General features: G+C 34.8%; 20 protein-coding genes and 1 pseudogene. 15 read left to right on the forward strand and 6 right to left on the reverse strand.

The window, feature by feature from the left end:
- The first annotated feature begins 173 nt into the window (after positions 1 to 173).
- The 7 genes from OZD63_RS01585 (at position 174) to OZD63_RS01615 (ending at position 3,833) form a co-directional block, all read left to right on the forward strand.
- Complete coding sequence (locus tag OZD63_RS01585; RefSeq protein WP_182320969.1) at positions 174 to 374, forward strand: hypothetical protein; 201 nt, start codon at positions 174 to 176, stop codon at positions 372 to 374.
- A gap of 387 nt (positions 375 to 761) precedes the next feature.
- Positions 762 to 1,163 carry a hypothetical protein gene (locus OZD63_RS01590; protein ID WP_275007945.1) on the forward strand — a complete coding sequence of 134 codons (402 nt, stop codon included), beginning with the start codon at positions 762 to 764 and terminating at the stop codon, positions 1,161 to 1,163.
- A 163-nt stretch (positions 1,164 to 1,326) separates the two neighbouring features.
- The gene (locus tag OZD63_RS01600) at positions 1,327 to 1,497 is read left to right on the forward strand and encodes a hypothetical protein (protein ID WP_259348685.1); all 171 of its coding nucleotides are present in this window, start codon (positions 1,327 to 1,329) and stop codon (positions 1,495 to 1,497) included.
- Positions 1,498 to 1,589: 92 nt separating this feature from the next.
- Complete coding sequence (locus OZD63_RS01605) at positions 1,590 to 2,756, forward strand: aspartate kinase (RefSeq protein ID WP_275007947.1); 1,167 nt, start codon at positions 1,590 to 1,592, stop codon at positions 2,754 to 2,756.
- 91 nt (positions 2,757 to 2,847) lie between these two features.
- Positions 2,848 to 3,042: a transposase gene (locus OZD63_RS01610; protein WP_275007948.1), complete on the forward strand. Its 195-nt coding sequence runs from the start codon at positions 2,848 to 2,850 to the stop codon at positions 3,040 to 3,042.
- Between the two features lie 179 nt (positions 3,043 to 3,221).
- Positions 3,222 to 3,458, forward strand: coding sequence for a hypothetical protein (locus tag OZD63_RS06125; protein WP_238513961.1), 237 nt, complete (start codon positions 3,222 to 3,224; stop codon positions 3,456 to 3,458).
- A 162-nt stretch (positions 3,459 to 3,620) separates the two neighbouring features.
- Complete coding sequence (locus tag OZD63_RS01615) at positions 3,621 to 3,833, forward strand: hypothetical protein (RefSeq protein WP_275007956.1); 213 nt, start codon at positions 3,621 to 3,623, stop codon at positions 3,831 to 3,833.
- Positions 3,834 to 3,987: 154 nt separating this feature from the next.
- On the opposite strand, the gene OZD63_RS01620 is transcribed toward OZD63_RS01615, so the two are convergent.
- Both OZD63_RS01620 and OZD63_RS01625 read right to left on the reverse strand, forming a co-directional pair.
- On the reverse strand, positions 3,988 to 5,904 hold the full coding sequence (locus OZD63_RS01620) for an ATP-dependent helicase (protein WP_274979828.1): 1,917 nt from the start codon (positions 5,902 to 5,904) through the stop codon (positions 3,988 to 3,990).
- 120 nt (positions 5,905 to 6,024) lie between these two features.
- Complete coding sequence (locus OZD63_RS01625) at positions 6,025 to 6,438, reverse strand: WD_0964 family protein (RefSeq protein WP_275007950.1); 414 nt, start codon at positions 6,436 to 6,438, stop codon at positions 6,025 to 6,027.
- Positions 6,439 to 6,663: 225 nt separating this feature from the next.
- Between OZD63_RS01625 and OZD63_RS01630 the strand changes: the two genes are divergently transcribed.
- From OZD63_RS01630 to ccmE, 8 genes are read left to right on the forward strand one after another with little or no spacing between them, the layout of a single operon-like run.
- Positions 6,664 to 7,251: an NADH-quinone oxidoreductase subunit J gene (locus tag OZD63_RS01630; RefSeq protein ID WP_274979830.1), complete on the forward strand. Its 588-nt coding sequence runs from the start codon at positions 6,664 to 6,666 to the stop codon at positions 7,249 to 7,251.
- Positions 7,242 to 7,550 (forward strand): NADH-quinone oxidoreductase subunit NuoK, encoded by a 309-nt coding sequence (gene nuoK, locus OZD63_RS01635; RefSeq protein ID WP_019236815.1) that lies wholly within the window; start codon positions 7,242 to 7,244, stop codon positions 7,548 to 7,550. Before OZD63_RS01630 ends, nuoK begins: the two co-directional genes overlap by 10 nt.
- A 4-nt stretch (positions 7,551 to 7,554) precedes the next feature.
- Positions 7,555 to 9,411, forward strand: coding sequence for an NADH-quinone oxidoreductase subunit L (gene nuoL / locus OZD63_RS01640; protein ID WP_274979831.1), 1,857 nt, complete (start codon positions 7,555 to 7,557; stop codon positions 9,409 to 9,411).
- 3 nt (positions 9,412 to 9,414) lie between these two features.
- Entirely contained in the window at positions 9,415 to 10,857 is a 1,443-nt protein-coding gene (locus OZD63_RS01645) for a complex I subunit 4 family protein (RefSeq protein ID WP_275007951.1), read from the forward strand.
- On the forward strand, positions 10,854 to 12,239 hold the full coding sequence (locus OZD63_RS01650; protein WP_274979834.1) for an NADH-quinone oxidoreductase subunit N: 1,386 nt from the start codon (positions 10,854 to 10,856) through the stop codon (positions 12,237 to 12,239). Before OZD63_RS01645 ends, OZD63_RS01650 begins: the two co-directional genes overlap by 4 nt.
- 4 nt (positions 12,240 to 12,243) lie before the next feature.
- Positions 12,244 to 13,287, forward strand: coding sequence for a biotin--[acetyl-CoA-carboxylase] ligase (locus OZD63_RS01655; RefSeq protein ID WP_274979835.1), 1,044 nt, complete (start codon positions 12,244 to 12,246; stop codon positions 13,285 to 13,287).
- Positions 13,284 to 13,421, forward strand: a complete 138-nt coding sequence (locus OZD63_RS06235) for a CcmD-like small membrane protein (RefSeq protein ID WP_006012903.1) — start codon at positions 13,284 to 13,286, stop codon at positions 13,419 to 13,421. Before OZD63_RS01655 ends, OZD63_RS06235 begins: the two co-directional genes overlap by 4 nt.
- On the forward strand, positions 13,405 to 13,806 hold the full coding sequence (gene ccmE, locus OZD63_RS01660; protein WP_012673317.1) for a cytochrome c maturation protein CcmE: 402 nt from the start codon (positions 13,405 to 13,407) through the stop codon (positions 13,804 to 13,806). The genes OZD63_RS06235 and ccmE overlap by 17 nt, the downstream gene beginning before the upstream one ends.
- 62 nt (positions 13,807 to 13,868) lie before the next feature.
- On the opposite strand, the gene OZD63_RS01665 is transcribed toward ccmE, so the two are convergent.
- The 4 genes and pseudogenes from OZD63_RS01665 to OZD63_RS01680 form a co-directional block, all read right to left on the reverse strand.
- On the reverse strand, positions 13,869 to 14,201 hold the full coding sequence (locus tag OZD63_RS01665; RefSeq protein WP_275007952.1) for a hypothetical protein: 333 nt from the start codon (positions 14,199 to 14,201) through the stop codon (positions 13,869 to 13,871).
- 101 nt (positions 14,202 to 14,302) lie between these two features.
- Positions 14,303 to 14,746 carry a hypothetical protein gene (locus tag OZD63_RS01670; RefSeq protein ID WP_275007954.1) on the reverse strand — a complete coding sequence of 148 codons (444 nt, stop codon included), beginning with the start codon at positions 14,744 to 14,746 and terminating at the stop codon, positions 14,303 to 14,305.
- A gap of 46 nt (positions 14,747 to 14,792) precedes the next feature.
- Positions 14,793 to 15,191 (reverse strand): annotated as a pseudogene (locus OZD63_RS01675) (MgtE intracellular N domain protein); the annotation flags it as partial.
- 12 nt (positions 15,192 to 15,203) lie between these two features.
- Positions 15,204 to 15,358: transposase (locus tag OZD63_RS01680; RefSeq protein WP_275007855.1), on the reverse strand; the 155-nt coding region annotated here is incomplete at its 5' end.

Genomic DNA, 15,358 nt, shown 5'->3' on the forward strand with positions numbered 1-15,358 from the left:
CCAGTATTGGTCTAATTTTTTCAAATTGTTCTTTACTTATATCTCTTGGATAGCTTTTTTGCATAGATATACCTCTTTCTTAACTATGCTTATTTTACCTCATATTTTCGAGATCCTTAACAGGTTCTAAGATTCCAGCACTATGTAATCAAAAATCTGAGGAAGAGTTATCAGTGAAACAAGTTGCAGAAAAATTCAACGTCAGTCATGGTGTAGTACGTAATTGGATTGAACGTAAGTTTATTGATGCACGACGTATTGGTCCAAAAACATGGATATCCATAAGTCTAGAACAAGAACTAGAGTTAAAAAAGTATATTGATAACTCTTCTAAAATTGCAACTGCAAGACTAAAATCACAAAAACAAACTTAAGGAGGTGTATTATGAAGTCATTGTGCTGAAGAACTAAAACAGAAATTTGGAACTCAACCAAATGTACTCAATAAAAAGTTTGAAGATTATATAAACAACTCAGATGAGTTAACAGTTGAACAAAGAAATCAATTGCAGAATTATCTTAACTTTAATAATTCTGATATAGCAAATTGGCGAGAATCAAAAACTGGCCTAACTCTCACGCAAGCTGCAAACTTAGTTTCAACTTCTGCTGAGAATCAAAAATCAGATGTGAATTCACTATTACTAATGAATTGAAAGGATGGACTTGGTTTATGTACTCTGGGAATGTTCGATCGTATTATTTATTCGCTTAGTTGTCTTGAAGTACAAAATAATTTCTCGGTTCAAATAAATGGAACAGTGAACGTATTAACGCCTAAAATTACTGAAAGATTTTTAAAAGAATATTGCAATTATAAAAAATTAAAAATTTTGGTAGACAAGTTTGAAGATTTTTACTCCGAAGATTATGCGGATAAAAATAATATAAGCGATGAGGTGAAGAGCAACATTAACCAATCAATAATAGAAATAAGAGAATTTGTCTTTAAAGAGCTTTACATAAAATTTTACGAAGAGTATGGAAAAAGTATTCAAAGAGGCGCCATAAAGCAAAAATTAAGGGAATTAGTTACAGATGATAGTATAAAGGAAGCAGTGTATTATTCAATGTATAATATAGAAATCCCTGCAGAACCAACTACTTATCTTGAAAGAGTAAAAGCATTTTTTGGAGGTCATGCAAGGTCTCCTGCTGTTTAGTGGTTTAGTTCGTGCTATATAGCTAAACTGACTTAGATTTACTGACAATTTTAAAACAACAAATTCGTCATTCCGCTACTAGTTAGCGGAATCTATACCGCGAATGAATCCATAGCTGTACGAACATTGTGATTTGAGAGCAATTTTCACAAGGGAGGATGTCATGCCAGCGCTTGGCACTGGAATCCAGCCTTTATTATGCAGCCACTTGGTTGAAATTAAGTCTTCTGGATCCCAGTGTCTAGGCACTGGGATGACACCATTTGCTGTGCAATTTACCTTCAAAAATGAATGTTCGTACAGCTATGGAATGAATCGTGGTATGACGCGTTAGCTATCGCTTTGTTCTCCCTTTTCTAAATGGCTTGCAAGCTGCTATCTCTACAAAAACTATATTTTTCTTCAGAAGAGAGTTATATTGTAACTATGGACAAAATAATCATAAAAAAATTTGGTGGGACTTCGCTAACTGATTTAAACCGAGTTGCAAATTTGATAAAAAACGATATTGAGAAAGGTTGTAATGTAATCGTTGTTGTATCTGCTGTTGCAGGATTTACTGACCAAATGGTTTTTCAGGCTAGGCAAATCTCAAATTTAAGTTATAGACAAGAGTTATCAGAGTATGACGTTATGCTTTCAGCAGGAGAACAAATCTCTTGCGGTCTATTAGCTATCACTCTCCAATCGATCGGAGTTAATGCTAAATCGTGGCTTGCCTGGCAGTTACCAATTGTAACTGATGATTTTTATTCTGAGTCTAAAATAAAAACAATAAAGATTGAACGTGTGAAAAGATCTTTTGCTGAGGGTTATACTGCTGCGATCATTGCTGGTTTTCAGGGTATAAATGATGATAGAATCACTACTTTTGGAAGAGGAGGCTCTGATATATCAGCAGTTGCCTTCGCGGTAGCCTTTGGTGTTAGAACTTGCGAAATTTTTACTGATATTGATGGAATATATACAGCAGACCCGAAAATTGTTCCAAAGGCACGCAAGCTCAAATTTATCTCTTACGATGAAATGTTGGAAATGTCGTCATCTGGTGCTAAAATACTGCATAATCGTTCAGTACAACTTGCAATGAAACATAACATTAAAGTGCAAGTGCTATCCACTTTTAAGGAAGTAGAAGGCACCACAGTACTACACAAAAGGGATGTACTAGAGAGATACTTAATTACTGGAATAACTTATAGCACTAATGAAGCTCTTGTAACTTTCACTAACCTTGCAAATAACTTGCGTACTTTAAGAGATATAGCAGGAGCAAACGTTAAAATTGATATGATACATGTGTCAAGTTTTGTTATCTCCAAATTTGATATTGATTTAATGAAAAAGTTACTGAATAAGAATGAAAATTATGCTATAAACGATAATGTAGCTAAAATTTCAATAATTGGTATTGGTGTTATGTCTAACACTGAAGTGATGCACCGCACACTCAAGGTTTTAAGCGAAAAAAAGATAGAAATACTTGCTATCACAACATCTGAAATCAAAATCAGTATAATTGTTCAAAAAGAATACGTTGTAGCTTTGGTCAAAGATTTACATACTGAGTATGAGCTTGATATGCAGCACTAGGATAGGCTTGACGTCCAGTTGTCTAAGAGTATGTCTTGAAAAGGAATGAGGAAAAAAATATGATAGTGTAAGTAAAAAATAGGAGGGAAAATTGTATCCAAGTGATAAGGAATGGGAAATTTTGGAGCCACATGTTGCACAAGGAAAGATAGGGAGGCCAAGAAAGCACAATATCAGAACAATTATTAATGCAATAAGGTATATAATGAGAGGTGGTTGTCAATGGAGAATGCTGCCGAAAGATTTTCCTCCATGGAAGACGGTGTATGACTATTTTCTCAGGTGACGTAGTAATGGCAAATTGGAAAAAATACATAATATGCTAGTAAAAGAGGTAAGAAAAATGTTTGGTAAAAATGAAACACCTTCAGTAGGAATAATTGACAGTCAATCAGTAAAAACCACTCAAAAAGGGGATCCAGAGGATATGATGCTGAAAAAAAAATAAAGGGTAGAAAACGTCATATTGTTGTAGATACAGTGGGCTTAATTATTGCGGCTGATGTTCATAGTGCAAGTGTTCAAGATCGTGATGGTGCTCTAAATCTTTTCACTCAAGCTAAATACAAGGCTCCAACTTTACGTAAGTTTTTTGCTGATCAAGGATACATAGCAAAACCGCTGTTTATTGGAGACAGGATACGATTACCAAGAAAGCTGTTGATGTTACAGGATTTTTCGACAATCTGGACCACAATTTAGCACTGCAGGCTATCAAGAAGCACACAGACTGCAAATGGGCCATACTGTATGTTGAAAAGTGGATGAAATCCCCTATTCAGCAAGCAGATGGCAGTAAGGTAGTTAGGGAAAAAAGGAGTTCCGCAAGGAGGTTCAATAAGCCCAATCATTTCAAACATATTTATACACCATGCATTTGATATATGGATGAAACAAAATCACCCAACAGTACCATTTGAAAGATATGTGGATGATGCGGTAGTGCACTGCAGAACTAAAAGACAGGCAGAATTTATGCGAGCAGCAATCGAAGAAAGATTGGCACAATGTAAGCTAAAATTGCAACCTGATACCAATGCCATTCCAAAACTCCATCATTATACTGCCTTAGTATAACCTTCTCACTTCTATTGTCTATTTGTTTGTTATGTAATAGAAATTGGTATGAGATTGAAGAATTAAGTGTGAACGGTTACAGAATTTTTGCCAGGAGAAACATATAGTTGAAGTAATTCAGATTTGTAAGATATGTTTATCTGCAATTATAGCTTCAACAGTAGGCAATGTTGCTTTTAATTACCTCAACATTTTCTCTTGGCAATTCTTTAATGAACCGAGAAGTGCGCGTCGGTTGCCACTGGTTGTTAATTTCCCTCCTATCTGCACATGAAATGATTAACCTTTCCTTTGCCCTGGTTATGCCAACATATGCAAGTCTTCTTTCTTCTTCTAAAGCTTTACCACTTTTGTCATCAAAAGATCTTTGATGAGGAAATAATCCCTCTTCCCAACCAGGTAGAAACACGCACGGGAATTCAAGTCCTTTGGCTGCATGAAGAGTCATAACATATACGGTGTCATCGTTATTCATATTATCCACTTCCATCACCAGACTTATATGCTCCAAGAAAGTTGTGGCATTATCGAAATTTTTTAAAGATGAGATGAGCTCTTTAACATTTTCTATTCGTGCTAAGCCTGTTACCTCCTCATTTTCAAGCATTTCAATATATCCTGATTGGTTTGCTACGATTTTAACGAATTCATGCAGTGGTTTTACGCTTACTATTTCTTCCCAAGCTTTAATTTTATTTAAAAAATCGTTGAGTGAGAGTTTAATTCTTTCGGTTACCTGATTACTATTAACTAATATTTTTGCTGCCTCAAAAAAAGAAATTTTGTTATCCTGAGCAGTCGTGTATATTTTCTTTAGAGTTGTAGCTCCTATGCTTCTTTTTGGCCGATTTACTATCCTTTCGAAAGCTAAGTCATCGTTATTGTTTGTAACAAGTCTTAAATATGCAATTATATCCCTGACTTCCTGACGTTCGTAGAATTTTACGCCACTTATAATCTTGTAGGGAATTGAATATTTTATAAAATACTCTTCGAGAACTCTAGTTTGAAAAGTGGCCCTTACCAGCACTGCAATGTCACTAAATCTGTATTTATTGAGTTTCAATATCTGTTCGCTTATGAACCTTGCTTCAGCTTTCCCATCCCATAATTTTATTAGATTTACCTTTTCCCCTTCAATGTTTGTTGTCCACAATTTTTTTTCTAAGCGAGTCTTATTGTGATTGATAACATATGACGCAGTTGCAAGTATGTGGGATGTTGACCTGTAGTTACACTCTAGTTTAACAGTTTTTGCATTTTTAAAATCGTCAGAAAACTTCAAAATATTTTCAACTTCTGCACCACGCCAACTGTATATTGATTGATCGTCATCTCCTACACAGCAAATATTTGAGTGCTCTTTTGCAAGGTATTTTAGCCAAAGATATTGTATTGCATTTGTATCTTGATATTCATCTACCATGACATATTTAAACTTGTTTTGGTAATAGGACAGAACTTCGGCCTTTTGATTAAAGAGTTGTATGTTATATAGCAACAAGTCACCAAAATCGACAGAATTAAGGAATTTCAACCTTTCCTGATACTGGTGATAGACTTTGAGTGCAGTTACGTACACTGGCCTAAATGATTGAATATCTTCCACTTCAGATGGCAATAAGCACTTCTCTTTCCATTGCTGAATAATATTCATAATGGTCTTACATTTTTCTGATAGGTAATCAGGATTTATTTCATTGATAATATTTTTTATTACCTGTAATTGGTCATCCACACCAATGATTGTAAAATTGGGGTTTAAGCCCACAATTTCTGCGTGCAGGCGCAAGATTTTTGCTGCAATTGCATGGAAAGTGCCAAGCCATGGTATGTTTGTGCCCGTTAGCTCAAGTACCCTTGATACCATCTCATTTGCTGCTTTATTTGTGAATGTAACTGCTAATATCTCATCAGAATAAGCGTGACCGTTTCTAATTATGTGTGCTATTCTTGAAGTAATCGCTCTTGTTTTTCCCGTCCCGGCTCCTGCCAGTATCAAAACTGGTCCATCTATGTTAGTTACGGCTGATTGTTGTTCTGGATTTAGCAGTGAGAGATAATCGTTCATCGTAGCCCTATAGATTATAACTTCGTAAAGTTAAACCTATGATTGAAATATTGTAAAGGTTTTATTGAATAGAACAGTTAAAGAATGCTTCACTCAAGTACTACATATTTAAACGTAGATCTATCTTGTTGGGGTAGTTTCAAGTGTATGCTGAGTAACAACAACTTGATTTAAGTCATTGGCACCAGTTGTTGGGTGGATAGGTGGAGTTCGGAATGGCTTATATGTACGATCTGGTTCCTCCACTCCTATTTCTTCAACAAGGGGTTTTTCTTTTGGGGTATAGTGATTATGCGTTGCAGGTCGTTCAGTGAGATTTTCATATGTTTCTTTCAACCAAGTTCCGATATCATACATAAATCCATACGCTTTTTCTTTAAATCCTCTCAATGATCTACCTAAACTGGCTGGTGTGTTATTAAAGTAAATTGTCACATAATCTCTTGTAGTGTACTGATAACTTTCTCTATTTAATTTACCACTTTGTGTATTACAAGTGTTATTACTTTGAAAATAACCAAATATGTTGTACATTTTAAGCCGCCATTAATTACTAACATACATATATTATACGTTAATAAATTAAAGTTGTCAAGAACAAGTTTAAGTGTTTATTGCATTACTGAGAAAATGCTCTATATAGCAATTTAAAATGGAGCTGGAGCTTTGCAGTACAATGTTTTCAAACGTTTAATATAATATTGACTTTACAACAATAGTTACTTTAAATTAGTAACTATTGTTGCAGTTAAGGTATCGATGCCTTTTTTCTTTTATTTTTTTGCAATTCTAAGCATTTTATCTGCTGTATGCGTAATTAGTGTAAGAAGTCCTGTGCATGCAGTATTATTTTTAATTTTCACCTTCGTTAACTCTGCAGTGCTTTTCATTCTCCTTGGAGCTGAATTCATTGCTATGATGGTGCTGATAGTATACATCGGTGCGGTTGCGGTGTTGTTTCTCTTTGTAGTTATGATGCTCGATGTTGACTACATAAGGTTGCGCCAGGGTTTTGCAAAGCATTTCACTCTTGGTGCTATGTTGTGTATTGTGTTTTTTTTGATTATCAGCTTTGTAATCCGCAGCTCAGCACCAAATATAAGCGATGTTATAAACTATAATACCAATAACGTGAAAGCTATCGGTAATTTGCTCTACACTGACTACATGTACGCTTTTCATCTCTCTGGTATTCTGCTGCTTGTTGCAATTGTTGGTGCAATTGCTCTTACTTTGCAAGACAAGAAAAAAGGAGTTAAAAAACAGAATGTATTAAAGCAATTGACACAATCTTCATCTGTAAAATTGATTAAGGCTAAATTTGGAAAAGGAGTAGAATGGAAATAGGATTAAATCACTTTTTGATAGTTGCTGCTATTTTGTTCACTATTGGGGTGTGCGGTATTTTCATCAACCGTAAGAGCATAATCAACATACTGTTATCAATAGAAATATTATTGCTGGCAATTAATATCAATCTAGTTGCTTTTTCTGCCTTTATGAATGATATAGTTGGGCAAATTTTTGTGATGTTTGTGTTGACTGTTGCGGCAGCAGAGTCAGGAGTTGGGCTTGCAATATTGGTTGTATATTATAGAAGCCGTGGCAATATAGACGTTGAACAAGCAAATTTAATGAAAGAATGAAAGTATGACGTATATACTGAAATTAATAGTATTTTTGCCACTTTTTGGTTCGCTGTTTGCAGCACTTTTTAGAAAAGATGTTTTTGGTCAGTTAGTTACAACGGCAGGGATTGGAATATCTGCAGTTTTATCTTGGTATGTTTTTCTTACCTTCTCTGAAAACTATCATTTAGTTTTATTTCCTCTATTTTCATTAAGTGCATTAAAAGTAAATTGGGCAATTAGTGTGGATGCTCTCTCATCCTTAATGCTGATTGTTATTACCACTGTTTCACTGGTAGTACATCTCTACTCTGTCGGTTATATGGAGCATGATAAGGGGAAGTCGAGGTTTTTTTCTTACCTATCGCTGTTTACGTTTTGCATGATTGTGCTGGTTGTAAGCGATAATTTCGTGCAGCTTTTTTTTGGCTGGGAAGGGGTTGGCCTATGTTCTTATTTACTCATAGGATTTTGGTTTCAAAAATATTCTGCAAATAATGCAGCAATTGAAGCATTTGTTGTGAATAGGGTAGGAGACTTTGCACTATTGATTGGAATCTTTCTTATTTATTATACATTTCACTCTTTGAATTTTACTGAAGTTTTTGACACAACTGATCTTCTTGGCACGCAGAACATTAGGGCATTCTGCTGTGAATTCAAAGTAACTCATATAATATGCATATTACTTTTTATTGGCTGTATGGGTAAATCTGCACAGCTTGGTTTACATGTTTGGTTGCCAGATGCAATGGAGGGGCCAACTCCTGTTTCTGCACTTATTCACGCAGCAACGATGGTAACAGCAGGTATATTTTTAGTAGCAAAGTGTTCTCCATTGTTTGAGTTATCAAATGTGGCACGAGAATTAATAGTTATCGTTGGAGCACTCACTGCTTTTTTTGCAGCCACCGTTGCAATTACTCAGAACGATATAAAGAAAATAATTGCTTATTCAACCTGCAGTCAACTTGGTTATATGTTCATGGCATGTGGGCTTTCTGCTTACAATGTTGCTATTTTTCATTTAATGACACACGCTTTTTTTAAAGCTCTACTATTTCTTGGTGCTGGCAATGTGATTCATGCAATGCATCATGAGCAAAACATTCAGAAAATGGGAAATTGCTGGAAGAAAATCCCTTGCACTTACGCTCTCATGTGGATTGGATCTCTTGCGCTTTCTGGGATATTCCCATTTGCAGGTTTTTATTCAAAGGATTTGATAATTGAACATGCTTATAGCACGGATAGCTTTGCTTTTGTAATAAGCTTAGTTGTTGCATTCTTCACAGCGTTTTACTCTTGGAGGTTATTGCTTCTTGTGTTCCACAGCCAAAAACAAAGTAAAATTAATATACATGAGGCACCAAAGATTATGCTTATACCATTACTGATACTCGCTTTTGGATCAGTATTTTCTGGAATATGGGGAGCAAATATTTTGAACATAACTAGTAATGCGTTTTGGAAATCAAGTTTAGTGATGATTGATGAGCATGGAGTTCATAATTTCTTTATAAAACTACTGCCAACCTTAGCAAGCCTAAGTGGAATAGCACTTGCGTACCTAATTTACCAATATCAAGTAATTAGGCAAATTAAGAGTAAATTTTTACTTAAGTTTTTGCAGAATAAATGGTACTTTGATGAGGTGTATGAGTTTGTTATAATTGCACCGATAAGGTTTATATCTAGGCTTCTATGGAAGTTTGATGTTAAGGCTATTGATTCATTTGGACCAAATGGTGTTGTAAGGTTGGTTAATGGATGTTCAAAAAGTTCTATAAAGTTACAAACTGGTTATATATTTGATTATGCATTTATTATGTTTGTTACTCTAATAATCGGTACTTTATGTATTATTGGAATTAAATAGAAGGTGTTATTACTTAGTATATTCTTGCTTCCACTGATAGGAGCGTTGATTTTATCCTTAATCAGGATTAATCATCAATCTATACACTTAAGATTCCTTGCCCTATTTTTTGCTGTACTTCCATTTTTGCTTAGCATTGTAGCTTGTATAGAATTTGATTATAACAATGCGGACTTTCAGTTTGTCAGCTACCCAATTAGAAATGTTGGAATAGGGATAGATGGTATATCGTTGCTTTTCCTTCTGCTTACAACTTTCTTGTTTGTAATTTGTATACTCTACAACTGCAAAATGAGTTATACGACCCTAAAAGCCTATATGGCATTGTTTCTACTGCTTGAGAGTTTTGTAGTCGGTTTTTTCGTTTCACTGAATGCTATAAGCTTTTATGTGTTTTTTGAAGCTGTTTTAATACCAATGTTCTTTATTATTGGCATCTGGGGAGGAAAACACAGGGTATATGCAACGTTTAAGTTGTTTCTTTATACATTAACTGGCTCATTATTATTTCTACTTGGATTGGTTTACATCTATAACATTTTTGGAACGTTTAATATACAAAAATTAGCTACATTAGTGCCAAGCCTTGATCTTGAAGTGCAGTCATTGCTGTGGATTGCATTTTTTATTTCTTTTGCAATAAAAGTACCTATGTTTCCATTTCACACTTGGCTTCCTGATGCGCATGTGCAATCACCAACTTCTGGATCTGTGATTTTAGCTGGCTTGCTCATTAAAATGGGGGGATATGGATTTTTAAGGTTTTCTATTCCAATGCTTCCTCAGGCAAGTTTGTATTTTTCAAATTTCGTTGTTGTGCTGAGCATTATTGCGGTGATATATGCTTCGCTAGTTGCGTTTGCTCAAGATGATATAAAGAAGTTAATAGCTTATTCTTCAATAGCACATATGGGGATCGTTACTGCTGGCCTCTTTTCATTTTGTGAGGAAGGAGTACTGGGTAGCATATTTCAAATGATTAGTCATGGCCTTATTTCTGCTGCTTTATTTTTGTGTGTTGGAATGCTATATACTCGAACTGGAACTTTGGAGATTGCAAAGTATTTTGGCATAGTAAACACAATGCCAAAATTTGGTTTTATGTTCATTTTATTTTCAATGGCTTCAATAGGGCTACCTGGAACATCTGGGTTCGCAGGTGAGTTTTTGGCTATGGTTGGAATGTTTAAGAGCATAGGGTTTTTTACAGGATTTATCGCACTTGGCACTATTTTAAGCGCAGTTTATATGCTGAATTTATGTAAGCAAATAATATGGGGGGTTAGCTATTCTAAATTATTAAATAACCGCTTGGATAGCATAGAATTTTCTGTCTTAATTCTGCTTGCAGTGTTTGTTATTTTGCTTGGATTCTATCCAACCCTTGCACTGAATTATTTGAGGCCATGTATGGCAAATTTGTTAGTCAAATATAATGCGCTATGAATTATATACAGATATTGCCGGAAACGTTCTCTATTATCTCCTCGTTCGTGTTGCTGCTGCTTGGGATTATATTTAACCGCCGAACTATCAACTTATTAGCACTTGGCTGCACAGTGGTAACTTTGATTATTTTAATTCTTTTGGCAGAAAACAATGAAATTTTTCTCTTTAATTCGTTGTTAAAACTCAATTTATATATCAGGTCAGCCCAAGGGTTAATTCTCAGCGCAGGAATTTTAATACTTTTGATGCTGAATTTATCAAAATATGACTATAAATATGAATTTTCAATACTGATTCTTTTTGCGCTATTTGGCATGATAACTTTGGTTTCAGCAAATAGTCTGATCTCTTTTTATTTAGCTTTTGAGTTGATGAGTATATCTTTGTATGTTCTTGCGAGCTTTAATAAAGATTCAGCTTATTCATGTGAAGCAGGAGTGAAATATTTTACACTTAGTGCACTATCTTCCTGCATTATGCTATATGGAATGTCGCTGCTTTATGGATATACAGGACAAGTCAATTTCTCTGAGCTCAGTTCATTCTTGCAAAACCATCAGATAACTTATGGAATAGTTTTTGGGTTAGTCTTTGTCCTAATTGGTTTGTGTTTCAAGCTTGCTATTGTTCCTTTTCATATGTGGGCTCCAGATGTCTATCAAGGTGCACCTACCATAGTAACTGCGTTTTTTTCTACAGCTCCAAAAGCTGCACTTGTAACATTTTTAATTCGATTGATGAATGAAGAGTTAGTAAATGTAAAAAGTTATGTTCAGCCTATTTTCTTATACGTTTCAGCATTGTCTGTGCTTATCTCAGCTTTTGGGGCCTTACGTCAGCAAAACTTAAAAAGGCTGCTTGCTTACAGTTCAATTGGTCACATTGGTTTTATATTTGCTTCACTTTCTATTTTTACACAAGCAGGAACAGATAGTGCCTTAATGTATCTGGTGATATATATCATCACAAGCATAGGGCTATTCTCATATCTCGTACAAATTGACGATGACGATTGTGATATTGCAAATTTATCTGGTATAGGGAAGAAACGCCCAATTGTAGCATTTCATCTTTCTGTGCTGTTACTCTCAATGTCGGGAATACCTCCACTTGCTGGGTTTTTCGCTAAACTTTTTATATTCAAAAGTTTAATAAATTCTGGCTTTATCAGCCTGTCCTTGATCCTTGTAATAGCGAGTGTGATATCATGCTACTATTATTTAAATATCATGAAAGTTATGTATTTTGATAAAGCTGGTGGCAATAAGGTTGCTTATTCTAAGGGTCTATTCATTATCACTTCAGTGGCTTCACTGATCAACCTCGTTCTTTTCTTGTATGTAGAAGATCTTTACTCACTCATTGAACTAAAGGGCTGACAAGGTGATCCCTGAGGGCTTTCATATTCATCATTACAAAGAAGTTTCAAGCACTAATAAAGAAGCGTTGGATTTAATTGATAAAGGAATATCAAATGAAACCGTTATTATTGCCGATAAACAAATAGAAGGCAGGGGGCGCACCGGAAAAAGTTGGGTTTCTCCAGAGGGTAATTTTTATGCGAGTTTGGTGATAAACCTCTTTAACGATTATCTGAATGAAAGCCAGCTTTCGGTGTCATTCCAGCGCGTGACGCTGGAATCTAGAAAAAAAGAAGAATGGTCAAGCACACAACTGTACAAACGTTGTGGTATTCCCACCAAGGATGATGTCATCCCAGTGCCCAGACACTGGGATCCAGAAAACTTAATTACAAATGGGCACATCAGGCAACTGTGTAATAAGAACTGGATTCCAGTGTCACGCACTGGAATGACACCACATACCACCTGCAAATTGCAACGTTCGCATAGTTATGTGTCAAACACTGGGGAAAATACTGGGATGACAGAAAGAGGTTTAATGAATCAAGTTAGCAAATTAACAGAATTGACTTTTGTGACTGCTCTTGTTGTAGGGAATACTTTACTGTCATTTATGGATGATAGTAACATTCAATATAAATGGCCAAATGATGTCCTAGTTGATAGTAAAAAAATCAGTGGAATATTGCTTGAAAAAAGATCCAATTCGAATTGGCTTATTGTAGGAATTGGAATTAATGTCAATCATGCACCACTTCCAGGAACAATGTGTATTAGCAATTACGGTGAATCTGTGTCTAACATAGATCTATTAGAGAAATTAATAATAAATTTTAATAAGCTAAGAAAGCAATGGCTGTTTGATGGGTTTTATGCTATAAGAAAAATGTGGCTCACAAGAGCATTCAAGATGAACGAGCAAATCAGTGTAAAGTTAGCTGGCAAATTGTATGAAGGAATTTTTGCTGATGTAGATGAAAGTGGTAAATTGGTGTTGCAGCAAAAGGATGAAAGCTTAATTTATTTTGATGCAGGTGAGTTATTTATTAACGATATATTATGAACACGTATGTGATTTTTGCTTACCTTATTAGTCTTACATTGATTACCGGAGAACTGATTCTTACCATTTCTTGCTATATTAAAAGTAAAAAAATTCTAGAAAGCCTGAAAGATAATAATGAAGAAGAAACATAAGCGATTACTTATAACTTCAGGAATTTTCTGCTTTTTAAGCTGCATAGTCTTTTTTATTTTAACAACGCTCAAAGAAAACATCTCATTTTTCTATACAGTAAGTGAGGCAATAGTTTTACAAAATAGTCAAAAACTAATCCGTGTTGGTGGAATGGTTGTTGAAAATAGCGTGATACGGAGCGAAAGTGAAGTAATTTTTCAAATGACAGATTTTAACAAAAGCGTTGTGGTAAAATATCAAGGGATACTTCCACCAATGTTTTCAGAAAAAAGTGGTGTTGTTGTGCAAGGTAAAATGTTTGATAATAGTACTTTTCTTGCAGATACAGTGTTTGCAAAACATGATGAGAACTATATGCCGAAAGTTTTAAAACAGATTCCCTAATTCAGCTGTATTGAAACGATATGTAGAGAGAGTAACAGCCCACTGGGCTATTACTTTTTTTCTTATATGAATTCAGGAGCATCCATTGGTGGCGATTCTAGCGAAGATTTTAAATCGTTAATTTCTTTTATTAGCTCGTCAAGCTTACTCCCTTCTTCTGTTAGCATGTCATTTAATTGACTGATAGAGTTGCTATTGTTATGCAATACATCATCCAATTCAGGAACGAATTTCGTGTTCAGCTCTGCGATTAATTTATCTAAAGCTTTGTGGACATAACCAAGCTGCGCTGGATTTCGCGCAACTGTTTCATCATAACCTTTAGGTTTGGTGTTAACTTCTATTTTGCTTATTACTTTAAGTTCGTTTTTGCTTTCTTGTTTACTATTATTCATGCTAACTCCTATAAAAAATTATAATTTCAAAATCAACTCAGCTATATTGAAATGATATGTGGAAAGGGTAACAGCCTGATATCAGGCTATTACCTTTTTTATTAAAGCAATCCGTTCTCTTCACCAGTAATATGGAGTAATGGAGGAGCTTCTCCAATATCTGGAATCGAATTCCTAAGATCTGCAAGTTCACTGTCTATACTACTTGTCTTGCTGCCTATACTATCTATGGTTGATGATAATTGTGTTATTATACCACTTTGAATTGCACTATCCATATTTTCGTCATACTTATTAATGCTGTTTATCAAGCCATCATAAAAATTTTTAAGGTGCTTGATGGTCAATGTAATTTGTGGCATCTTATCAATCTCTTCTTGTGTCATATCTTTAGTTATATCAAATTCTTCCTTTGTTTTACCACTGACAATCTTTTTTATTACTGGCTTTTCAAAGCTTGGTTTATCAAACTTCGGCTTCGAAAGTTGTAATGTATTATTTGATTCAACTTCTTCACTAGAATATAATTTTACATTTTTATTCATAATAGTTACCTCCTATAAAAAAACTACTTATCTTTATAAATCACTACTATACAAATAACAGTGAGTCATTATTAATGTCTACTATTGTAAAGTCTGGAGCCTGTCCAATATCTGGCATATCGTCCTTGATTTGCTTGAGCATCTCAATCATTTCCTTGTTCTGTTTACTCTGCTCTTCAAGTTCCCCTTTTAATGCATCAATAATAGCTTTAGACTGATCTTTACTGCCAAGATCACCAATCACAGCTGTCACTTTCTCATAAGGCAATTTGTGAATAATATCTTTTAGCTCTTCTGCACCTACGTTATCCAAAAGTTCTTTAAACTGCTCATTAGACATATTGCGAGCAAAAGCTTGAAGTTTCTCTGGGTTGTCAGCTAAAGACTTAATGATAATCTGAATCCTATTAGAATCAGTTAAATCCTGAGCAATTGCTTCAAGTTTCTTAGAACCTGTTTAAAATCTTCGTAATAGGAGAGAAATGAAGGAAAGGACAATCATTTGCAAGCTGGTGTTGAGTTTACGTTCGCAATTTTTCCACAATCTTCTACATTTTTCTAACCAGGCAAAAGATCGCTCAACAACCCATCTCTTTGGCAATACAACGAAAG

Origin of the sequence: Wolbachia endosymbiont of Drosophila leontia, assembly GCF_028981785.1 — a bacterium.
Classification (GTDB): domain Bacteria; phylum Pseudomonadota; class Alphaproteobacteria; order Rickettsiales; family Anaplasmataceae; genus Wolbachia; species Wolbachia pipientis.